This is a genomic window from Streptomyces cyaneofuscatus, from assembly GCF_042718795.1.
Taxonomy (GTDB): domain Bacteria; phylum Actinomycetota; class Actinomycetes; order Streptomycetales; family Streptomycetaceae; genus Streptomyces; species Streptomyces cyaneofuscatus_A.
Genome location: NZ_JBHXOX010000013.1, coordinates 139,657 through 160,392, shown reverse-complemented (window position 1 = coordinate 160,392; position 20,736 = coordinate 139,657). Strand labels below are relative to the sequence as shown.

The window sequence follows — 20,736 nt, the reverse complement described above, 5'->3', positions numbered from 1 at the left end:
CGCACGGTCAGGAGTTGTTCCCCGCGCGCAGGGTGTCCAGGTCGGCCTTGAGCGTGTTCACCGGGATCGCGAATCCGAGGCCCACGCTGCCCGCCGACGAGCCGCTGCCCGCTGCCGAGGAACTCGGCGCGTACATCGCGGAGTTGATGCCGATGATCTCGCCGTCCATGTTGATCAGCGCACCGCCGGAGTTGCCGGGGTTGAGCGAGGCGTCGGTCTGGAGCGCCTTGTACGTGGTCGTCTTCTCGCCGGTGTCGCCGTTGAACTGCTGGCCACCGAACTCGAACGGCCACTGCTGGCCACCACCACCTTGGTTCTCCCCTGAACTGCCCGAGTCGTCCTTCGCCACCGTCACGTCCCGGTCCAGCGCGGAGATGATCCCGCTGGTGACCGTGCCCGTCAGGCCTTCCGGCGAGCCGATCGCCACCACCTGGTCGCCCACCTTGACCTGCGAGGAGTCGCCGAGCGCGGCCGTCTTCAGCCCGCTCGCGCCGCGCAGCTTGATCAGCGCGAGGTCCTTGTCGGGGTCGGTGCCCACGACGTCGGCGGTGTAGGTCTTGCCGGTGGAGAGCGTGACCTCGATCTGCTGGGCGCCCGAGATCACGTGGTTGTTGGTGACGATCTCGCCGTCCTCGGTGATCACGACCCCGGACCCGGTGGACTTGCCCGCCGAGGAGGCCGCGCCGATCTCGACGATGGCCGGCGAGACCGCCTCCGCGACGCCGGAGACCGTGCCCTTGCTGCTCTGCGAGACGGTGGTGCCCTGGACCGTGCCGGAGGCGCCGGTGGTTCCCGTACCGTCATTGTTCAGCTGCCCGACCAGAGTCGCCGTACCGCCGCCGACCACCGCCGCCGCGAGCGCGACCGCCGCCAGCAGCGCCACCGGCCGCTTGGCCCGGCGGTGGTTGGTGGGGGCGTACGGGGGCGGGGGCGGGTAGCCGCCCGCCGCGCCGTCGTACGCGGTGTCGCTGTACGCCGTGCCGCCGTCGTACGCCGTGCCGCCGTACGCGTACGGGGTCGGGGCCTGGTCCGTCGAGTGCGCGCCGCTCGGGCGAAGGTTCTCCGTCATGTCCATCAGGCTGGCCACCGAACATGAGAGCAGCCTGAGTACGTCCTGAGAAGCCCGGAAGAAGCGTGTATGCCCGCTGTAAAGGCCTGAGCCCCCGGTCCTACGCCGTCGGCTCCCCGCAGCCGCACGAGCGCCGGATCACCAGCGCCGAGGGGAACTGCTTCAGCCGCTCCCGCCGTGAGCCGACGACCCGGAGCGAGTCGTCCAGCACCAGGTCCACCGCGGCCCGCGCCATCGCCGGGCGGTCGGAGAAGACCGTGGTCAGCGGCGGATCGGTGAGCCCGGCCTCCTTCACGTCGTCGAAGCCCGCCACCGCCAGCTCACCCGGCACGTCGATGCGCAGCTCCCGCGCCGCCCGCAGCACCCCGATGGCCTGGTCGTCCGTGGCGCAGAAGATCGCCGGTGGCCGGTCCGGGCCGGCGAGCAGCCCGAGGGCCACCTGGTAGGCGTCGTACCGGTTGTACGGGGCCTGGAACAGCCGGCCCTCCGTCGAGCGGCCGGACTCGTGCATCGCCCGGCGCCACCCCTCGACGTGGTCCGCGACCGGGTCACCGACCGACGGGGTCTCCTCCGTACCGCCGAGGCAGGCCACGTACGCGTTGCCGTGCTCCAGGAGGTGGCGGGTGGCGAGCTGGGCGCCGCCGACGTCGTCCGTGACGACCGCTACGTCGTCGATCGCCTCGGGGCGCTCGTGCAGCAGCACGACCCGGGCGTCCCAGGCCTCTATCTCCGCCGCCGCCCGCTCGCTGGGGCCCTGGCTGACCAGGATCAGGCCCGAGACGCGCATGCCGAGGAAGGCGCGCAGATAGTGGACCTCGCGCTCGTCGCGGTAGTCGGAGTTGCCGACGAGCACCATTTTCCCGCGCTCGGCGGCGGCCTGTTCGACCGCGTGCGCCATCTCCGCGAAGAAGGGCTGCCGGGCGTCGGGGACGATCATCCCTATGAGGTCGGTCCGCCGCGAGGCCATGGCCTGGGCGACCCGGTCGGGCCGGTAGCCCAATTGCTTGATCGCGGCGAGCACCCGCTCGCGCGTGGCCGGGGCGACCGGCCGGGGTCCGTTGTTGATGACGTAACTGACGACCGCGGTCGACGTCCCCGCCAGTCTCGCCACATCGTCCCGCGTCACCTTGGCCACGCGCGGCAGTCTACGCGGATGGACCTACCTCTTGGCAGCCTCCACCGGGGCCTCTTCCGCCGCCGTGGCCGAAGAGGACTGCTCCGATCGGGCGACGGGCCCGGCGGCGTTCTGCTGCTTCTGCTGGGCGGCCTGCCGCTCCTTCGCCTCCTCGGCGGCGCGCTCGACCTTCTCCGGGGTGACGAAGCGGTAGCCGACGTTGCGGACGGTCCCGATCAGCGACTCGTGCTCGGGGCCGAGCTTGGCGCGCAGCCGCCGGACGTGGACGTCGACCGTCCGCGTACCGCCGAAGTAGTCGTAGCCCCAGACCTCCTGGAGGAGCTGGGCGCGGGTGAACACCCGGCCCGGGTGCTGGGCCAGGTATTTCAGCAGTTCGAATTCCTTGAAGGTCAGGTCCAGGACCCGGCCCTTGAGTTTCGCGCTGTACGTGGCCTCGTCGACGGAGAGGTCGCCGTTGCGGATCTCCATCGGGGAGTCGTCGGAGGTGATCTGCTGCCGGCCGGTGGCCAGCCGCAGCCGCGCCTCCACCTCCGCAGGACCCGCGGTGTCCAGCAGCACGTCGTCGATGCCCCAGTCGGCGGTGACGGCCGCGAGGCCGCCCTCGGTGACGACGAGGATCAGCGGACAGCCCGGTCCGGTGGACCGCAGCAGCTGACAGAGCGAGCGGACCTGCGGGAGGTCGCGGCGCCCGTCGATGAGGATCACATCGGCGCCCGGGGTGTCCACCAGGGCCGGTCCCTCGGCCGGGGCGACCCGCACGCTGTGCAGCAGGAGGCCGAGGGCGGGGAGCACCTCCGTCGAGGGCTGGAGTGCGTTCGTCAACAGCAGCAGTGAACTCATCGCCGCCCACCTGCCTGGTTCGGTCGATCGTGTTGCACGGTTCGCTCGCCCATTACGTCGGTCCTCCTCGTTCCCTGCGAGAGGGGCACTCCCGGGTCGGACCCGGGGGAGTATGCGGCACTGCTTCGTACGTCAAGCCGGTATTGCGTGTATTACGTGCGATCCCGCGCCCCGGGGACCGCTGAGCTTCTCGAAACGTCGGCGTAACAACGCCCGGGAAGCACAAAAGGACCCGGGGGCTGCATTGCCCAGGTCCTCTTCGCAGCAGAATAGCCCACATGACTTCCGCGTCCGAGGGTCGATTCCTGGGTTCTTCTGTTCCCTTGCTCACGCGGGTCCCACGATTCGCCACATTGCTCACCGATGACGGGATCCCGGTCGAGGCGGTGTACGAGCCGTGTACGGCCGGTTTCGGCGCATCCTCGGGGGTGCGTGCGGAACCGGTGGACGATGTCCCCGTGATCGTGGTGGCGCACGGGTTCACGGGCTCGGTCGACCGCCCCGCCGTACGCCGGGCCGCGCGGGTGTTCTCCCAGCGTGCGGCCGTGATCACGTTCTCGTTCCGGGGGCACGGGAGGTCCGGCGGACGCTCCACGGTGGGCGACCGCGAGGTGCTGGATCTGGCCGCCGCGGTGGCGTGGGCGCGGTCCCTGGGGCATCGCCGGGTCGTTACGGTCGGGTTCTCCATGGGCGGCTCCGTGGTGCTCCGGCACGGCGCTCTGTATACGGACGCATCGGAGGCACGCGATACGGCCGTCCGTGTACCGGTGCGCGAACGGCGCACGGAGGCGCACTCAGGGGCGCACTCGGACGCGGTGGTGGCGGTCAGCTCTCCCGCCCGCTGGTACTACCGGGGTACGGCCCCGATGCGCCGCCTGCACTGGGTGGTCACCCGGCCCTCGGGGCGCCTCGTCGGGCGGTACGGATTCCGTACCCGGATCGCCACCGACGACTGGGACCCCGTCCCGCTCTCCCCGGTCGCCGCGGTCCCGCTCATCGCCCCGGCCCCGCTGCTGCTCGTGCACGGCGACCGGGACCCGTACTTCCCGCTCGACCACCCGCGCATGCTGGCCGGGGCGGCGGGGGAGGGCGGTGCGGAGCTGTGGCTGGAGCGGGGGATGGGGCACGCGGAGAACGCGGCGGACGACGCCCTGCTGGCCCGGATCGCCGACTGGGCGACGGGCGCGCTGTCCGCGTGACCCATCATGGAGAGCTGACGCACACGCGTCCGACGAACCGACCGAAGGAGTGGCGCCATGGCAGCGGGAACGATCCGCTACTGGGCCGCGGCCAAGGCCGCCGCGGGCACCGCCGAGGAGCCGTACGCGGCGGCGACCCTCGCCGAGGCGCTCGACGCCGTACGCGAACGGCACCCCGGCGAGCTGAGCCGGGTGCTCCAGCGGTGCTCGTTCCTCATCGACGGCAACCCCGTCGGTACCCGTGGGCATGAGACCGTACGCCTTGCCGAGGGCGGCACGGTCGAGGTGCTCCCGCCGTTCGCAGGAGGGTGAACCGCAGGCCATGAGCAGCAGCAACGATCAGCAGTACCCGTATCCGTACAACCCTCAGCAGCAACCCCAGCAGCAGCCCGCGTCGCCGCAGCACTGGCCCGACGGGACGGCCGGGCAGTCCGCGCTGCCCCAGGAGCCGGGCGGGTACGACCAGGGCGGTTACGACCAGGGCGGGACGCAGACCTGGCAGGCGCCGACCTGGGACACGCAGTACCAGCCGACGATCCAGCGGAATCAGGGGCCGTACCAGGGGCCGGCGGACGCGCAGGGTCACGGGCAGCCGGAGGCGTACGGAACCGGGCAGGCACACCCGTACGGGACACCGCAGCCGCAGCCGCGCTACCAGGAGCCGCAGCCGCAGTACCAGGAGCCGCAGTACCACCAGCCCTACCAGGAGCCTCAGCAGCCCCACCAGCCGTACCAGCAGCCCCAGCAGCCGTACCGGCCCGCCGCCGAGGAGACCGCCTACCTGCCCCCGCAGGGCGCCTCCGGCTCCCTCCCGCTCCCGCCCGAGGTCCCGGTCACCTCCCCGGTCGCCCCCGCCCCCGTACCCCCGGCCGCGGCGCCCCAGGCACGCGACGCCTCCGGCTACAGCGCCCCCACCACCCTCGGCAACGCCCGGATCACCGACGCCCAGCGGGCCAGGGCCGAGGGGCGCTCGCCGATCATCGCGCCCGGGATGCAGCCCGCCGCGATCACCGCCGTGCTCGGCCTGCTCCTCGCGGGCGGCGCGGCCATCGGCTCGTACGCCCTGCTCGTCCCGCTCGTCCTCCTCCAGGCGGTGACCGCCGCCGGCTGGTTCCGGCTCAACGGCATGTGGCCGGCCCGCCAGGGCATCGCGCTCGCCTTCGCCGGCGGCCTCGTCGCCGACACCGCGCTCCTCGCGGCGGGCCGGGAGCACGGGCCCACCGCGCTCCTGGGCACCCTGGGGGTCTGGGTGCTGCTCGCCGTGGTCCTCCAGCTCCGCTCTCCCGCGACGGGCGAGGAGCGGATGTACGGGCTGATGGCCACGGTCGTCTCGGCGGCCCTGGCGGTCCTCGCCGCCGGGCACCTGGCGGCGATCCCGGACGCGGTGACGGTCGGCGGGGTGGCGGTCGCGGCCGCCGCGCTCGCCCGGGCGCTGCCGCTGCCGGGTGCCGTGTCGGTCGTGGTGGCGCTGCTCGTGAGCGCGGGCGCCGGCATCGCGGTGGGCGGCTTCACCGAGTACGGCGGCGGCCAGGGGGCGCTCCTCGGCCTCGCGGCGGGCGTCAGCGCCCTGATCGGGCTGCGGGTGGCGAGCTACGACTACCCGTCCCGCTTCGTCCACATGACGGCCGGGGTGGCACTGCCGCTCACCGCGGCGGCCCCGGCGGTCTACCTGATCGGCCGCGCGCTGGTCTGACGCGTACGCATCGAGGCCGTACGGGCATGAGGTTGCCCTCGCCTGGGCCGGTACGAGCCTGACACGCCCTCGACGGGGGTACGCGCTCCGGGAACCACGGGAACCGATCGGGTGGCGTCACTCGTCGATCACCCGGGGGCACTGACCGTACGGCCGAGGTGGGGGAACCACACACATGCGCGCACTGCGAAACCTGCTGGTCCTGCTCGTGGTGGTCGGCGCCCTCTTCGTCGCGGCCGACCGGCTGGCGCTCCACTTCGCCGAGTCGGAGGCCGAGGACCGGGTCAGGATCAGCGGTGGCAGCGCCGGGACGACCGATATCTCGATCAAGGGCTTCCCGTTCCTGACCCAGCTCGCCGCCTCCGAGTTCGACCGGGTCGACGTGACCCTGAAGGACATGAAGACCGAGGCCGCGGGCCGGGCGATACGCGTCGGCGAGGTGCGGGCGCGGCTGCACGACGTGAAGCTCGGCTCCGGCTACTCCACCGCCACGGCCGCCCGCGCCACCGGCACGGCCGTCGTCTCGTACGCGGACCTGACGGCGGCCGCTGAGGACGGCGTCACCGTCGCGTACGGCGGCGACGGCAAGGTGAAGGTCACCGGCACGGTCGAGATCCTCGGCCGCTCGATCTCCCGCAGCGTGGTCTCCACCGTGACCCGGGTCGACGGCCAGACGATCAAGGTGCGCGCGGACGAGGTGCCGGGCGAGGGCATTCCGGGCGTCGAGCAGCTCGTGCGGACGAGGACGGACTTCGAGGGGGACGTCGACGGCCTGCCGAAGGGCCTCGGACTCCAGAAGGTCCAGGTGACCGAGAGCGGCCTGGAGATCGCGCTGAACGGCTCGGACGTCTCGCTGACGGGCTGATTCCGCGCCCCACGGCCCGCCGATCCGGATAGTGAGACGCCGGTGTCCGGTCCGTAGATGCGCGGCGAAAGAAGAGTGACGGGAAACCGGCTCCAGGGCGCGCCTCCCCGCCTCGCGTCTCGCATCATGGATGATCGCGTCTCATCATGCGACACGACGGTGACATCTCCGCCCGTACCTCCCTACGATCGGACCCATGAAGCGACAGGCGGATCTCACGAAGCGGCGGGCAGTAGACCTGTGCCGCGTCGCCGCCATGCTCTGTCGCACCTCCTGAGCGGGGCCGTTCGTTCCGTCCCGCCTCCCCTCGGCCCTTCGACCACCGTCAGGGCCGGACCCGTGCCCCGTACGCGCCGCGCTCCGTCCGTCCGCGTGCACACCCGCACCCCCGCACGATCACTCCGCATCTCGCACCACCCGCCGCAGACTGCCCCGGAGGAGAACAACATGAGCCGCAGCGACGTCCTGGTAGACGCCGACTGGGTCGAGGCCCACATCGACGACCCGCAGGTCGCCATCGTCGAGGTCGACGAGGACACCTCGGCGTACGAGAAGAACCACATCAAGAACGCGATCCGGATCGACTGGACGAAGGACCTCCAGGACCCGGTCCGCCGTGACTTCGTGGACCAGGCCGGCTTCGAGAAGCTGCTCAGCGAGAAGGGCATCGGCAACGACACGCTGGTCGTCCTCTACGGCGGCAACAACAACTGGTTCGCCTCCTACGCCTACTGGTACTTCAAGCTGTACGGCCACGAGAGCGTCAAGCTCCTCGACGGCGGCCGCAAGAAGTGGGAGCTGGACTCCCGCGACCTGACCGACGCCGTCCCCACGCGCCCGGCCACGCAGTACAAGGCCAAGCCGCAGGACGAGTCGATCCGCGCCTACCGCGACGACGTCGTGAAGGCCATCGGCAGCCAGAACCTGGTCGACGTGCGCTCGCCCGACGAGTTCAGCGGCAAGCTGCTCGCCCCGGCGCACCTCCCGCAGGAGCAGTCCCAGCGCCCCGGCCACGTGCCGAGCGCCCGCAACATCCCGTGGTCGAAGAACGCCAACGACGACGGCACCTTCAAGTCGGACGACGAGCTCAAGGCCCTCTACGAGGACGAGCAGGTCGACCTGGCGAAGGACACCATCGCCTACTGCCGCATCGGTGAGCGCTCCGCGCTCACCTGGTTCGTCCTGCACGAGCTGCTCGGCCAGGAGAACGTCAAGAACTACGACGGTTCCTGGACCGAGTACGGCTCCCTCGTCGGCGTGCCGATCGAGCTCGGCGCCAACAAGTAACCGACCGACCAGCACCACTTCGACCCGAAGGACAGAACCCCATGTGTGGAGCACAGGCCGGCGGCCCCGACGCTTCGACGATCAAGCCCGGTGAGACCACCATCCAGGGCAGCGTGACCCGCGACGGCGAGCCCGTCACCGGTTACGTGCGTCTGCTGGACTCGACCGGCGAGTTCACCGCCGAGGTTCCGACCTCGGCGACCGGACAGTTCCGCTTCTACGCGGCCGAGGGCACCTGGACGCTCCGCGCCCTGGTCCCGGGCGGCAGCGCCGACCGCACGGTCGTCGCGCAGACCGGTGGACTCTCCGAGGTCGCGATCGCCGTCTGATCCACGGCATGGCCGTTCGGCCGACGGCACAGAACGGCCGGAGGGCCGCACCCCAGGGGGTTGGACGCCACCTGACGCGGGGTGCGGCCCTTCGCGCCGTTCCGTTCTGTTCCGGAGGCCTGGTCTGTTCCAGAGGCCCGGAAACCGTTCTGCGGTTCTACGCTGGAGGCATGTACGCCCGACGCCGGCGCGGCTACTTCTGGATGATGGGCGGATGCGTCGCCCTCTTCGTCTCCGCCTGGGCGGTCGTGCGCCTGTGGTCGATGCCGGCCGCCGTCGCGATGTGCCTGGTCGCGATGGTGATCCCGCCCGTCGCCGCGGTGCTCGCCAATCGGCGGGGGCCCGAGGACCGGTGGTGGGACGACCCCTCCGGCGATCCCAAGTCCGACGAGTGGTGGGACGAGCTGGACGGGAAGAAGCGCCGCTGAGCCCGCCCCGCAGCCCGCCCCCGGGGAGGGATCAGTAGACGAGCGCCTGCGTGCCGTCCGCCATGGCCTCCTGCACGAAGACCTGCGCCCCGGCGATCCGTACGCCCTCCAGCACGTCCTTCTCCGCGATCTCCCGCCGCGCCGCGCACTGCGTGCAGAGGGTGATCCGCCCGCCCGCCAGGATCGACTCCAGCAGATCGGGCAGCGGGGCGGCGTGCGGCAGCTCGAACTCGGCGGCCCGGCCCGGCAGCGCGAACCACGACGACTCCCCGGTCAGCCAGAGCGAGACCTCCACGCCACTGGCCACGGCCACCGCCGCCACGGTGAAGGCCTGCGAACACCGCTCGGCGGCTTCGGGCCCGGCGGTCACCTTGATCACGAGCTTCTTCGGCATATGCCGAACTGTAATCGTCCACGGGGCAACCCCATGGTCGACCGGGGGGTCACTTGTGCGCGCACGTACGCGACGTGCGCGAACAAGCTCGCACAAGCTCCTTACGAGGGACCCCTTTTGGAACCGAACGACACCGTTTCGCCCACCCGCAGACCTCGGGGCCGCACGGCGCTGATCATCGCCGCCGCGGCCCTGCTCGGGATCTCCGGCGGCACCGCCGTCGGCTACGGCATCCAGGCACAGCGGCCACCGACACCCCTGCCCGCCCTCGCCCAGACCGGCCTCGGCTACCCGGCGAAGGCGCTGCCCGCAGGCAAGGCCCCGGCTCCGCTCCCGGCCTCGGAGGACCGGCAGGTCAGGACGGACGGCGATCTGCGCAAGCTGCTGGTGGAGCGGCCCAAGGGGGCGAAGGGCTCCCCGTCGCATCCCCGGAAGGGCGGTGAGTGGCTGCCGCTCCCGGACTACACCCGGGTGTTCGAGGACGAGCGGAGCATGTTCCTGTTCCTCGCCGAGAACGACGTGCGCCGGATCGCGGTGACCGGATGGATGCAGGGGCAGCACCGGCAGTCCGACGTCACCCTGGTCCAGTTCCGGTCGAACGCGCGGATGGGTGCGGCCGATCACTTCGGCGGACAGCTCTCGTACATGCCGGAAGCGGAGGACGGTGCCGGCAACGCCGGTGACCCGATCGCCGGCACCGGCGAGGGCCGCTACTACCTGTACGCCGTCGAGCGGGACCCCGGCTACCTGCCGTTCCACCGCGCCAGGGCGCTGGCCGTACGCGGCGACATCATGATCGACATCAACATCACCGACGTGAAGCCGATCAGCAAGAAGGACATCCGCGTCCTCGCCGAACGACAGCTGGAGCGCCTGTGAGCGACGACGTCGAGACGACCACCTCCGCGGCCTCCGAGCCGCCCGTGGTTTCCGAATCGCCCGCGGCCTCCGAGCCGCCTGTTGCTTCCGAGCCGCCCTTCGCTTCCGAGCCGCCCGCCGCTCCGGAGGCTGCCGCAGGGAAGGGGCGCCGGGCGGTGCGCACCGCGTTGCCCTTCGTCCTGGTCCTCGCCGCCGTCGGCGGCGCCGCCGCCTACACCGTGCGGACCGCGGACAGCGCCGACCGGACCGTCACCACGGTCGTCTGGGACGGCAGAGGCACCAAGCCGGGCGTCGATCCCGCCGTGGACGCGGACCGCGGCCGCACGGACACCGAGCTGAGCAGGCTGCTGATGCCCGTGCCCGAGGGCTACCGGCTCGGCCCGGACATCGGCGACCTCGGCAACGACAGCGAGACGAGCGGTGAGAAGGCCACCGCCGTCCTGAAGGACACCGGGCGCGGGCTGGCCGGCAAGGAGCGCCGTGAATTCGACGCGCTCATCGACAAGCTCCGGTTCGAGGGCATCGCCTACCGCTCGTACACCCGTGGCCCCCACGTCCGGTTCACCCGCACCGGCTTCGACGATCTGGTGCTGACCGTCCGGGTGGGCAAGATGGGGGACGAGCGGATGGTCCGCACCGTCCACGAGCGGCGGAACAGGATGCTGGACTCGTTCGGCGTGCTGCGCAAGGGGCCGAAGATCGAAGGCCACAAGAACGTCACCTGCTACCGGATGCCCAAGGACGCCGAGGACCCGCTCGACAGCATCGCCTGCTACGCCTACAAGGGCGGGATCTCGGTGACCGTCGAGGCGGACGGGCCGAAGCCGTTCAGCGCGTCCACGGTCGCCGGTCTGGTCAAGGACCAGCTCGACCACATCAAGTCCCCGGGGGTGTCCATATGACCGACCAGCAGACCGCTCCACCCGCCCCCGCCGAACCGACTGAGGCCGCCCCGGCCATCGCGTCTCCGGCCATCACCGCCCCGGCCATCGCGTCTCCGGCCATCACCGCCCCGCCCATCGCCTCCCCGGCCGTACCGGATGCTCCTCGTCCGCCCCGCCGCGCCCTGCGGGCCGTGGCGCGGTGGACGGCGGCCCTGCTGGTGTTCGGCGGGCTCGGTACGGGGACGGCCCTGGCGATCACCTCGGCCGAGCGGACCGACGTCCCCGGGCTGGCCACCGAGGGCGACGGGCGCTGGGCGTACCCCGAGCTCTCCCTCCCCGCGCTGCCGGCCGGCTCGCCCCGCCCGTTCACCGACGCCAACCACGCGGAGATCCACCACGCGGACCTGCGGAAGCTGCTGCTGCCCGCGCCCGCCGGGGCCACCCCGGACAAGACGCTGGACGGCGGCTGGGTGAAGCCGGAGCGGTTCCTCGCCGAGTACCGGGCCGAGGACCGCGACGAACTGGCCCAGACCCTGGTGGACACCCCGCCCCGGCACATCACGGCCCGCGGCTGGACGATGCCCGACGGCACCCGGGCCCGGATCTACCTGGTCCGGTTCGACTCGACAGCCTTCGCCACGCACGTACGGGACGCGCTGCGCTTCGGTCTCCCGGAGCAACGGCAACTGGCCGGTGCGCAGGTGACGGAGTTCGACGCGACCGCGACGTTCTCGCGTGCGGTCCAGGGGGTGGTGACGTACCTCCACACCGAGCAGGCTCCCCACGGCGACGCGCACACCCGGCTGGCCTACAGCCTGGCCGGAGACACGCTCGCGCTGATCGTGCACGAGCGGCCGGGCAAGGCGGAAGCGGCGCGCATCCCGTTCCACCAGACCGTGATCCTCCAGAACCAGATGCTGGGCTGAGAACGGTCCGGACGGGAGGGCCCGGACGGCAGGGGGGCCGGGCGGCGGTGGTGACGCCGTTCGGCCCCTACCTGGACGAGAAGGCCGGGCCCCCACCCATTAGGCTGGGAACCGGCCCTGTACTGCCGCCATACCGCTCATTCCGAGGAGCCCTTCGTGCTTGAGGCATTCTTCTCCGCCCTGCTCATCCTGGTCTGCGTCGGCGTGCTCGCCTTCACGGTCGTCGCCGTGAAGAAGCTGTACCAGGGCCAGCGCTGACCCCCGCCGTACCCCGAACGTTCCGCCGCTCCCTCACAGATCGTCTGAGCCGCTCATGATCGAGATTCCGTCCGACCTCAACCCGGACCTCGTCCCGCTGGCCTTCCTCATCGGCAAGTGGGCGGGCGCGGGCGTTTCCGACTTCCCCGGCGCCGAGAAGTGCAACTTCGGCCAGGAGGTCACGTTCAGCCACGACGGCCGTGACTTCCTGGAGTACGTCTCCCACACCTGGGTCCTGGACGCGGACGGCAACCAGGTCCGCCCGCTGGAGTCGGAGTCCGGCTACTGGCGCATCGACAAGGACCGCAAGGTCGAGGTCGTCATGGTCCGCGACCAGGGCGTCGTCGAGATCTGGTACGGCGAGCTGGCGGACCAGAAGCCGCAGATCGACCTGGTCACCGACGCCGTGGCCCGCACCGCGGCCTCCGGCCCGTACACCGGCGGAAAGCGCCTCTACGGGTATGTGAAGAGCGACCTCATGTGGGTCGGCGAGAAGGCGACCCCCGAGGTCGAGCTGCGCCCCTACATGTCGGCGCACCTGAAGAAGGTCGTCACCCCGGAAGAGGTGGCCGAGATGGCGCGCAATCTTGAGGACATGCCCGACGACGGCATCGCGTTCTTCAGGTAGGGAAGCCCGCACGGAGCGATCTCTGCCGGCCGGTGCTCACCCCGCCTACACTGGGCCTGTGGTGAGCACCGACTGGAAGACCGATCTTCGGCAGCGCGGCTACCGGCTGACGCCCCAGCGCCAGCTCGTGCTGGAGGCCGTGGACGTCCTGGAGCACGCGACCCCGGACTCCATCCTCTGCGAGGTGCGCAAAACCGCCTCCGGCGTGAACATCTCCACCGTCTACCGGACCCTGGAGCTCCTGGAGGAGCTCGGGCTGGTCAGCCACGCGCACCTCGGGCACGGCGCGCCGACGTACCACCTCGCCGACCGGCACCACCACATCCACCTGGTCTGCCGGGACTGCGAGGGCGTCATCGAGGCGGACGTCTCCGTCGTCACCGAGTTCACCGAGAAGCTCCGCGCCGACTTCGGCTTCGCGACCGATATGAAGCACTTCGCGATCTTCGGCCGGTGCGAGGCGTGCACGGCCGCGAGGGACGGCGCGGGCACCGGCGAGCCCGAGTCGTAGGCTGGGCTCCATGAAGAGCCCCCTGCTGTCCCTGCCCGGCGCGGTCGCCGCCGAGGGCCGCGACGAAGGAGTCGCCGGGCACTACGGCGACCTGTTCCGCGAGCAACGCGCCCTCGCCGACGGCAACGGCCTCGTCGACCTCTCCCACCGCGGCGTCGTCACCGTCACCGGCGACGACCGGCTGAGCTGGCTGCACCTGCTGCTCACCCAGCACGTCAGCGACCTCGCCCCGCACCAGGCCACCGAGGCGCTGATCCTCTCCGCCAACGGCCACATCGAGCACGCCATGTATCTCGTCGACGACGGGACGACGGTGTGGATGCACGTCGAACCCGGCACCGAAGGCGATCTCATCGCCTATCTGGAGTCGATGAAGTTCTTCTACCGGGTCGAGGTCGCCGACCGCACCGCGGACACCGCCGTCGTGCACCTGCCGGCCGGTTCCATCGCGGAGGCCCCGGACGGGGTCGCCGTACGGGAGACCGCGCAGGGCCGGGACCTCTTCCTGCCCCGCGCCGACCTGGAGACGTACGCGGCCGCCAACGGCCCGGCCGTCGGGATCCTGGCGTACGAGGCGCTGCGCATCGAGGCGCACCGGCCGCGCGTCGGCTTCGAGACCGACCACCGCACCATCCCGCACGAGCTGGGCTGGATCGGCACCGCCGTCCACCTCCAGAAGGGGTGCTACCGGGGCCAGGAGACCGTCGCCCGCGTCCACAACCTGGGGAAGCCGCCGCGCCGGCTGGTCTTCCTGCACCTGGACGGCAGCGAGGTGCACCTGCCCGGCCACGGCACGCCCGTGCGGCTGGCCGCCGACGGCGAGGAGGGCCGGCAGCTCGGCTTCATCACCACCTCGGCCCGCCACCACGAGCTGGGCCCGATCGCCCTGGCGCTGGTCAAGCGGAACGTGGCGGTGGACGCGGAGCTGATCGCCGGGGACACGGCGGCGGCCCAGGAGACGGTCGTCGAGCCCTGAGGTCTCACACCTCGATGATCACCGTGAACGGGCCGTGGTTCGTGAGCGAGACCCGCATGTCCGCTCCGAACCGGCCCGTCGCCACCTCCGCGCCCAGCGCCCGCAACCGCGCCACCACCTCGTCCACCAGCGGCTCGGCGACCTCGCCGGGCGCCGCGGCGTTCCAGGTGGGGCGGCGGCCCTTGCGGGCGTCCCCGTAGAGAGTGAACTGCGAAATCACCAGGAGGGGGGCATTCACCTCCGAACAGGACTTCTCGCCCTCCAGGATGCGGACGGACCAGAGCTTGCGGGCCAGTTGCGCCGCCTTCTCGGGGGTGTCGCCATGGGTGACTCCGACCAGTACACACAGGCCTTCGCCGATGATCTCGCCGACCACGTCAGTCGCGGACGGGTCGTCGTCCGTCCCGGCCACCGAGACGGTGGCGCCGTCCACTCGCTGTACCACTGCACGCATACAGACCAACCTATCTTGGGCTGAACGGGTACAGAGTGTGGGCGGGGGCACCTCGCAGGGTGGCACGATGCACGATGTCGGTGTGCCGACGCACCGGTCGAGGGGACGGAACAGCATGAGTACCTATGGAGCCGGACAATCTCCCGGGCCCGTACCGGGCGCCCGTACGAGGACCAGCACCCTGCACCCATCCGTACGGCCCCTGCTGCCCGGGCTCGCGTCCGTGCCGGAGCAGGGCGGCGGCGAGGGCGGGTTCGGCGGGCTGCGGCTGCCGGAGCTGCGGACGCTACGGCGGGACGCGCAGCGGGACGAGGCCGATCTCAGTTACGTACGCCGGCTCGTCCAGGGCCGGATCGACATCCTCCGCGCCGAGCTGGACCGCAGGCGGGACCCGCAGGCGCCCGTGCCGGAGGCCCCGGTGGTGGACCGGCTCTCGGAGATCCTGGCCGACGCCCCGTCCCGGCACCGCACCTCCGCCCGGCACGTCACGGTGACGACGCCGCGCGGGGACGAGTTCCGGCGGCTCGCCGCCGAGAACCTGGCGGAGGTCGAGCTCTCGGACCTGGCCGCCCGGACGGACGAGGAGCTGCACGACGCGATGGGCCGCCTGGTCCGCTACGAGCAGCAGGTCTCCCGGCGCCGTCACGAGCTCCAGCGCACGACGGATGATTGCAGCGCGGAGATCGCCCGCAGGTACCGTGACGGGGAAGCCCGAGTGGACGACCTGCTCGCCTGAAGCGACCCTTCCGGACGGCGGGTCCCGCACCCCGCCCGTCCGGCCGATCCTTCCGGGCGCCGGGTCTCCGCACAGCCGTCTGAACCCGTGTGTACCCGCCCGTACCGACCGTCCCGGGTCCGTACGCAACGTACCGACCGTCTCCGGAAGGCCACCATGACGTCCACCGACGCCCCTGCCGCGATAGCCCCCGCCCCGCCCGTCCTGGCCGAGGTCGTGCGGTCCGGGTTCACCGAGGGCCACCACCGCGGTTCGCTGGTCCTGCTCGCCGCCGACGGGAGCGTGGAGTACGCGCTCGGCGACCCGGCCGCCCCGGTCTTCCCCCGGTCCTCCAACAAGCCGATGCAGGCCGCCGCGATCCTCCGGGCGGGCCTGGAACTGTCGGGGGAGCGGCTGGCGCTGGCGGCGGCCAGCCACTCGGGGGAGCCCTTCCACCTGGAGCTCGTGGCGACGATGCTCGCCGAGCACGAGCTGTCCGCCGACGACCTCCAGACCCCGCCGGACCTGCCGCTGGACCCGGTCGCCGCCGAGGCCTACCTCGCCGCCGGGAACGTACGCGAGCGGATCACCATGAACTGCTCCGGCAAGCACGCCGCCATGCTCGCCGTCTGCGTCCGCAACGGCTGGGACACCGCGAGCTACCTCGACCCCGCCCACCCGCTCCAGCTCCTCGTCGGCCAGGTCGTGGCCGAGGCTGCGGGCGAGCCGGTCGCCTCGCTCGGCACCGACGGCTGCGGGGCCCCGCTGATGGCGATCGGGCTGACCGGTCTGGCCCGCGCCTTCCGGTCCTTCGTGCTGGCGGAGCCGGGCAGCGCCGAGCGCCGGGTCGCGGACGCCATGCGCGCCCACCCGGAGTACGTGGCGGGCACCCGGCGCCCCGACACCTGGCTGATGAGCGAGGTCCCCGGCACGCTCTCCAAGATGGGCGCCGAGGCCGTGCAGGCGGTCGCGCTCGCCGACGGACGGGCCCTCGCCTTCAAGATCGACGACGGTTCCACCCGGGCGCTCGGCCCTGTCCTGGCCCGCGCCCTGGAACTGCTCGGCGTGGACGCCCCGGTGGTCGCCCGGATCGGGCGCGCGCCGCTGCTCGGCGGGGCGGCGGAGGTCGGGGCCGTACGGGCGGTGTTCTGAGCTTCGGGGGACCGCCCGTACGGCGTTCCGTGCGGGAAATTCGCGCGACATTCTCCGGCGCGGCTGCTTAGCGTGGGGGAATGAGCCTTGATGTCCGTACCGTCACCGCGTCCGACTACCCCGACTGGCTGCGGGCGGTGCAGAACGGATTCCTCACGGCCGGCTCACCGTCCGAGGACGATGTCGCGGAGCGGCTCGCCGACACCGATCTCTCCCGCCTCCAGGGCGCGTTCGACGCCGGGCGGTGCGTGGCGACGTTCCGCTCGTTCGCCCAGCGGCTGACCGTGGTGGGCGGCGCCACCGTCCCGGCCGACGCGGTCAGCGGGGTGACGGTGGCGCCGACGCACCGCCGGCGCGGACTGCTGAGCCGGATGATGGCGACCGACCTCGCGGCGGCCAGGGAGCGCGGCGAGGTGGTCGCCACGCTGATCGCCGCCGAGTACCCGATCTACGGGCGGTTCGGCTTCGGCCCCGCCACCTGGACCACCGAGTGGGAGGTCTCCGTCCACCGCGCGGGCCTCGACCCGCGCCGGTCCGGGCAGCCGGAGGACGGCGGCCGGATCGAGATGGTGGACGGCGCCGACATCCGCAAGTACGGCCCCGAGCTGCACACCCGGCTCGCGGCGCTCCGGCCCGGGGTCGTCAGCCGCAGCGAGCGCTGGTGGAAGCTGCACACGGGCGCGGCCGTCGTCCCGGCCCACGAGAAGTGGACCGAGCCGTTCTACGTCATCCACCGCGACGCGTCCGGCGAGGTCGACGGCCTGATGGTCTACGGCGCCGACGACAAGTGGGGCGACGCCAAGCAGCCCCTGAACACCGCGACCGTCCGGGACCTGATCGCGCTCACCCCGGCGGCGGAGCGGGCGCTCTGGCTCTTCCTCTGCTCGGTCGACTGGATCACCACCGTCCGCTCCGGCTACCGCGCCCCCGACGACCTGCTGCCCCTGCTGCTTCCGGACCCCCGGGCCGCCAGGACGATCACGCACGCGGACTGGCTGTGGCTGCGGGTGCTGGACGTGGAGCGCGCGCTGGAGGCCCGGAGTTACGAGCGGGAGGCGTCGCTCGTCCTGGACGTCCGGGACGGCGGGGGTGTGGCCGAGGGCCGCTTCCTGCTGGACGCCTCGCCCGACGGGGCGCGCTGCGCCCCGACCACCCGGAGCGCCGATCTGGTCCTGGGGGCAGGGGAGTTGGCGGCCCTGTATCTGGGCGACGAGTCGGCGCGGCGGCTGGTGGACCTGGGGCGGGCCGAGGAGCTGCGGACCGGGGCGGCGACCACGGCCGACGCCGTCTTCCGTACGGGGCGGCGCCCTTGGTGCCCGGACATCTTCTGATCCCCTGCTTTCTCCGGTGGTGGTCAGCTTTCTCCGGTGGTGGTCAGCGCGTCCTGATCCGGAACAGCACCCCCGACGCGGCGATCGCCACCGCCAGCATCCCCCCGGCCCAGGCGAGCGCGATCCAGGGCGCGTTGCCCACCTCCTGGCCCAGCAGCAGCCCCCGCAGGGACTCGATGGCCGGGGTGATCGGCTGGTTCTCGGCGAAGCCGTGCAGCCAGTCGGGCATCTTCTCGATCGGGGCGAACGCGCTGCTCGGGTAGGGCAGGAACGACATGAAGAACGTGAACCCGCTCGCCGCCTCCGGGGAGCGGGCCAGCAGCCCGATCGCCGCCGAGATCCAGGACAGCGCCACGATGTAGGCGATCAGCACGGTGGCGACCAGGAGCCAGCCGCTCCAGGAGGCCGCGGGGCGGAAGCCGATCAGCAGGGCGACGCCGAAGACCAGGACGGTGGCGAAGAGGTTGCGGACGGTGCTCGCCGCCACATGGCCGGCGAGCACCGGCGTACCGCCCACGTCCAGCGAACGGAAGCGGTCGATGATGCCGCCCTTCATGTCCTCGCTGACGGCGGTGGCGGTGGTCGCGGCGCCGAACCCGGCGCACAGGAGCAGGACGCCCGGGACGACGTACATGACGTACGAGTCGTAGCCCGCCCCGGTCTCGATCGCGCCGCCGAAGAAGTAGACGAAGATCAGCATCAGCATGATCGGCAGGGCCAGCGACATGATCAGCGCGTCGGAGTTGCGGAGGCTGACGCGCAGGCTGCGGCCGGCCATGACGCTCGCGTGGGTGAGGGGGCCCGGTGCCCGCCCCGGGGGGACGAGCGGGACGGCGGTCTCAGACATGGGCGGGTACCTCCGAGGTGAGGGCCAGGAAGACGTCGTCGAGGGTCGCGCTGTGCAGGGTGAAGCGGTCGATCTCGGTGCCGGCCGGGTCGATCTCGTCGAGCAGCGCGCGTACGTGGGCGGCGCTGCCGTCCGTGGGGATGCCCAGGGTCAGCGTGTCGGGGGAGTGGTGCACGGCCCGCCCGGTCAGCCGGAGGTAGGCGTCGCGGCTGGTGAGTACCGCGTCGAGGCGGTGTCCGGCGACCCGGCCCTTGAGGTCGGCGGCGCTGCCCTCGGCGGCGATGCTCCCCTTGTCCAGCAGGGCGATCCGGTCGGCGAGGCGGTCGGCCTCCTCCAGGTACTGCGTGGTGAGCAGGACGCTCGCGCCGCGCTCGGCCAGCCCCCGGACCACCTCCCACAGCTCCTGGCGGCTGCGCGGGTCGAGGCCGGTCGTCGGCTCGTCCAGGAAGAAGACGCCCGGCTCCGGTGAGCCGGTGAGCCCGGCGGCCAGGTCCAGGCGGCGGCGCATGCCCCCGGAGTACGTACGGGCGGGCCGCCGGGCGGCGTCGGTGAGCCGGAAGCGCTCCAGCAGCTCCTCGGCCCGGCGGCGGGCGGCGGGGCGGGAGAGCCCGGTGAGCCGGGCCATCATCCGCAGGTTCTCCTCGCCGGTCTGGGTCTCGTCGACGGCGGCGAACTGGCCGGTGAGGCTGATCGCCCGGCGCACCGCGCTCCGGTCGGCGACGACGTCGTACCCGGCGACGCGGGCGGTGCCGGAGTCGGCGGTGGTGAGCGTGGCGAGGATGCGTACGGAGGTGGTCTTGCCCGCTCCGTTGGGGCCGAGCAGGGCGAAGACGCTGCCGCGCTCGACGCGGAGGTCGAGGCCGTCCAGGACGCAGGTGACGTGCTTTCGGGGTTTTCCGGGGTTGCCGGGGTTGCCGGGTTTTCCGGGGTCTCCGGGTTTTCCGTGGTTCCCGTAGGACTTGGTGAGGCCGTACGCCTCGATGGCGTACCCGTTCTTCTCGGTGCTCGGGCTGGTCATGGTGGCCTGACCCCCTTCTGCGTATGACATACGCGTTACTGCGTAAGCATTACGCATCTCTAGGATGGGGTCAAGGCGCACGGGGCACGGGGGCACGGAACGCGGGCAAGGGGATGCGATGGCCGAGAAGAACAGCGCGGGCGGCGGCGACCTCCCGCCCTCCATCGAGGCCGCCTGGGGGCTGCGGGAGCGCCCGGTCAAGGGCCCGAAGCCCGGCCTGAGCCTGGAGCGGATCGTGGCGGCTGCGGTGGCCGTGGCGGCGTCCGAGGGGATCGCCGCCGTGTCGATGGGCCGGGTCGCGCAGGAGGTCGGCGCCTCCACGATGTCGCTCTACCGGTACGTCTCCGCCAAGGACGAGCTGTACGTCCTGATGCAGGAGGCGGCGATCGGCCCGCCGGCCCCGTCGGCCGCCCTGGCGGCCGGGGCGGGCTGGCGCGAGGCGCTCACGGAGTGGGCGGCCGGGCAGCGCGACCAGTTCCGCGCCAACCTCTGGGTGCTCCGCATCCCGATCGGCGGCCCGCCCGCCACCCCGAACTCGCTCGCCTGGTGGGAGCAGGGGCTCCAAGCGCTGGAGGGCAGCGGGCTCGGCGAGGGCGACAAGATCTCGGTGATCCTGCTGATCTCCAACTTCGTGCGCAGCGAGGCGCTGCTGATGAGCGACCTCGCCGCCGCCGTCACCGCGCGCGGCGTCCCCCCCGAGGAAGTGGTCGCGGGCCACGAGCGCACGTTGCGGCGGCTGGTCGACCCGGTGCGCCACCCCGGCATCCACCGGCTGCTGGACTCCGGCGTGATGAGTGAACCGGACGACCCCGACTACGAGTTCACCTTCGGCCTGGCGACCCTGCTGGACGGGGTCGAGGCGCTGATCCGGAGCACGGCCGCAGAGGGCTGACGGGGCCGTGCTGTCGTGCCCGCGAC

Annotated in this window: 25 protein-coding genes; 18 read left to right on the top strand and 7 right to left on the bottom strand. The window is 72.1% G+C overall.

The annotated features are described in order from the left end of the window. Positions 1-7: 7 nt before the first annotated feature. The 3 genes from ACFWRT_RS17245 to ACFWRT_RS17235 all read right to left on the bottom strand — a co-directional run bounded on the left by ACFWRT_RS17245 (position 8) and on the right by ACFWRT_RS17235 (position 3,044). Positions 8-1,075 (bottom strand): S1C family serine protease, encoded by a 1,068-nt coding sequence (locus ACFWRT_RS17245; RefSeq protein ID WP_380951284.1) that lies wholly within the window; start codon positions 1,073-1,075, stop codon positions 8-10. 94 nt (positions 1,076-1,169) lie between these two features. Beyond that, entirely contained in the window at positions 1,170-2,204 is a 1,035-nt protein-coding gene (locus ACFWRT_RS17240; RefSeq protein WP_109164439.1) for a LacI family DNA-binding transcriptional regulator, read from the bottom strand. Between the two features lie 24 nt (positions 2,205-2,228). Beyond that, positions 2,229-3,044 carry a response regulator transcription factor gene (locus ACFWRT_RS17235; protein WP_380951202.1) on the bottom strand — a complete coding sequence of 272 codons (816 nt, stop codon included), beginning with the start codon at positions 3,042-3,044 and terminating at the stop codon, positions 2,229-2,231. A 353-nt stretch (positions 3,045-3,397) separates the two neighbouring features. Between ACFWRT_RS17235 and ACFWRT_RS17230 the strand changes: the two genes are divergently transcribed. From ACFWRT_RS17230 to ACFWRT_RS17195, 8 genes are all read left to right on the top strand, one after another. Beyond that, positions 3,398-4,243 carry an alpha/beta hydrolase family protein gene (locus ACFWRT_RS17230; RefSeq protein WP_380951203.1) on the top strand — a complete coding sequence of 282 codons (846 nt, stop codon included), beginning with the start codon at positions 3,398-3,400 and terminating at the stop codon, positions 4,241-4,243. A 57-nt stretch (positions 4,244-4,300) separates the two neighbouring features. Continuing rightward, positions 4,301-4,555 carry a MoaD/ThiS family protein gene (locus ACFWRT_RS17225; protein WP_018490344.1) on the top strand — a complete coding sequence of 85 codons (255 nt, stop codon included), beginning with the start codon at positions 4,301-4,303 and terminating at the stop codon, positions 4,553-4,555. Positions 4,556-4,565: 10 nt separating this feature from the next. Then, positions 4,566-5,936, top strand: a complete 1,371-nt coding sequence (locus tag ACFWRT_RS17220) for a hypothetical protein (protein ID WP_380951204.1) — start codon at positions 4,566-4,568, stop codon at positions 5,934-5,936. 175 nt (positions 5,937-6,111) lie between these two features. Continuing rightward, positions 6,112-6,801, top strand: coding sequence for an LmeA family phospholipid-binding protein (locus tag ACFWRT_RS17215; RefSeq protein ID WP_380951205.1), 690 nt, complete (start codon positions 6,112-6,114; stop codon positions 6,799-6,801). Positions 6,802-6,997: 196 nt separating this feature from the next. Continuing rightward, entirely contained in the window at positions 6,998-7,078 is an 81-nt protein-coding gene (locus ACFWRT_RS17210; RefSeq protein WP_350240574.1) for a putative leader peptide, read from the top strand. A 170-nt stretch (positions 7,079-7,248) separates the two neighbouring features. Further along, a complete protein-coding gene (locus ACFWRT_RS17205; RefSeq protein WP_380951206.1) occupies positions 7,249-8,088 on the top strand; it encodes a sulfurtransferase in 840 nt (279 codons plus the stop codon). A gap of 41 nt (positions 8,089-8,129) precedes the next feature. After that, complete coding sequence (locus ACFWRT_RS17200; RefSeq protein ID WP_003968135.1) at positions 8,130-8,417, top strand: DUF1416 domain-containing protein; 288 nt, start codon at positions 8,130-8,132, stop codon at positions 8,415-8,417. Positions 8,418-8,587: 170 nt separating this feature from the next. Further along, the gene (locus tag ACFWRT_RS17195; RefSeq protein WP_326704486.1) at positions 8,588-8,845 is read left to right on the top strand and encodes a DUF3099 domain-containing protein; all 258 of its coding nucleotides are present in this window, start codon (positions 8,588-8,590) and stop codon (positions 8,843-8,845) included. A 31-nt stretch (positions 8,846-8,876) separates the two neighbouring features. Here the strand turns inward: ACFWRT_RS17195 and ACFWRT_RS17190 are convergent, their stop codons facing one another. Beyond that, a complete protein-coding gene (locus ACFWRT_RS17190; RefSeq protein WP_380951207.1) occupies positions 8,877-9,239 on the bottom strand; it encodes a DsrE family protein in 363 nt (120 codons plus the stop codon). A gap of 117 nt (positions 9,240-9,356) precedes the next feature. On the opposite strand from ACFWRT_RS17190, the gene ACFWRT_RS17185 reads away from it, so the two are divergent. The 6 genes from ACFWRT_RS17185 (at position 9,357) to ygfZ (ending at position 14,301) form a co-directional block, all read left to right on the top strand. Continuing rightward, the gene (locus ACFWRT_RS17185; RefSeq protein WP_380951208.1) at positions 9,357-10,118 is read left to right on the top strand and encodes a hypothetical protein; all 762 of its coding nucleotides are present in this window, start codon (positions 9,357-9,359) and stop codon (positions 10,116-10,118) included. Positions 10,119-10,273: 155 nt separating this feature from the next. Beyond that, entirely contained in the window at positions 10,274-11,020 is a 747-nt protein-coding gene (locus tag ACFWRT_RS17180) for a hypothetical protein (protein ID WP_380951209.1), read from the top strand. Further along, positions 11,017-11,928, top strand: coding sequence for a hypothetical protein (locus tag ACFWRT_RS17175; protein ID WP_380951210.1), 912 nt, complete (start codon positions 11,017-11,019; stop codon positions 11,926-11,928). The genes ACFWRT_RS17180 and ACFWRT_RS17175 overlap by 4 nt, the downstream gene beginning before the upstream one ends. Before the next feature lie 313 nt (positions 11,929-12,241). Beyond that, positions 12,242-12,814, top strand: coding sequence for a heme-binding beta-barrel domain-containing protein (locus tag ACFWRT_RS17170; RefSeq protein WP_380951211.1), 573 nt, complete (start codon positions 12,242-12,244; stop codon positions 12,812-12,814). 58 nt (positions 12,815-12,872) lie between these two features. Continuing rightward, positions 12,873-13,325, top strand: a complete 453-nt coding sequence (locus tag ACFWRT_RS17165) for a Fur family transcriptional regulator (RefSeq protein ID WP_380951212.1) — start codon at positions 12,873-12,875, stop codon at positions 13,323-13,325. Between the two features lie 10 nt (positions 13,326-13,335). Continuing rightward, positions 13,336-14,301 (top strand): CAF17-like 4Fe-4S cluster assembly/insertion protein YgfZ, encoded by a 966-nt coding sequence (gene ygfZ / locus ACFWRT_RS17160; protein ID WP_380951213.1) that lies wholly within the window; start codon positions 13,336-13,338, stop codon positions 14,299-14,301. Positions 14,302-14,305: 4 nt separating this feature from the next. On the opposite strand, the gene dtd is transcribed toward ygfZ, so the two are convergent. Beyond that, a complete protein-coding gene (gene dtd / locus ACFWRT_RS17155) occupies positions 14,306-14,755 on the bottom strand; it encodes a D-aminoacyl-tRNA deacylase (RefSeq protein WP_380951214.1) in 450 nt (149 codons plus the stop codon). A 223-nt stretch (positions 14,756-14,978) separates the two neighbouring features. Between dtd and ACFWRT_RS17150 the strand changes: the two genes are divergently transcribed. From ACFWRT_RS17150 to ACFWRT_RS17140, 3 genes are all read left to right on the top strand, one after another. Further along, a complete protein-coding gene (locus tag ACFWRT_RS17150) occupies positions 14,979-15,491 on the top strand; it encodes an RsiG family protein (protein WP_380951285.1) in 513 nt (170 codons plus the stop codon). Positions 15,492-15,647: 156 nt separating this feature from the next. Beyond that, positions 15,648-16,622 (top strand): asparaginase, encoded by a 975-nt coding sequence (locus ACFWRT_RS17145; RefSeq protein ID WP_380951215.1) that lies wholly within the window; start codon positions 15,648-15,650, stop codon positions 16,620-16,622. Positions 16,623-16,702: 80 nt separating this feature from the next. After that, on the top strand, positions 16,703-17,953 hold the full coding sequence (locus ACFWRT_RS17140) for a GNAT family N-acetyltransferase (protein WP_380951216.1): 1,251 nt from the start codon (positions 16,703-16,705) through the stop codon (positions 17,951-17,953). Between the two features lie 43 nt (positions 17,954-17,996). Here the strand turns inward: ACFWRT_RS17140 and ACFWRT_RS17135 are convergent, their stop codons facing one another. Next, entirely contained in the window at positions 17,997-18,800 is an 804-nt protein-coding gene (locus ACFWRT_RS17135) for an ABC transporter permease (protein WP_380951217.1), read from the bottom strand. After that, a complete protein-coding gene (locus tag ACFWRT_RS17130; protein WP_380951218.1) occupies positions 18,793-19,818 on the bottom strand; it encodes an ATP-binding cassette domain-containing protein in 1,026 nt (341 codons plus the stop codon). Before ACFWRT_RS17130 ends, ACFWRT_RS17135 begins: the two co-directional genes overlap by 8 nt. A 118-nt stretch (positions 19,819-19,936) precedes the next feature. Between ACFWRT_RS17130 and ACFWRT_RS17125 the strand changes: the two genes are divergently transcribed. Next, the gene (locus ACFWRT_RS17125) at positions 19,937-20,710 is read left to right on the top strand and encodes a TetR/AcrR family transcriptional regulator (protein WP_380951219.1); all 774 of its coding nucleotides are present in this window, start codon (positions 19,937-19,939) and stop codon (positions 20,708-20,710) included. Positions 20,711-20,736: the final 26 nt, after the last annotated feature.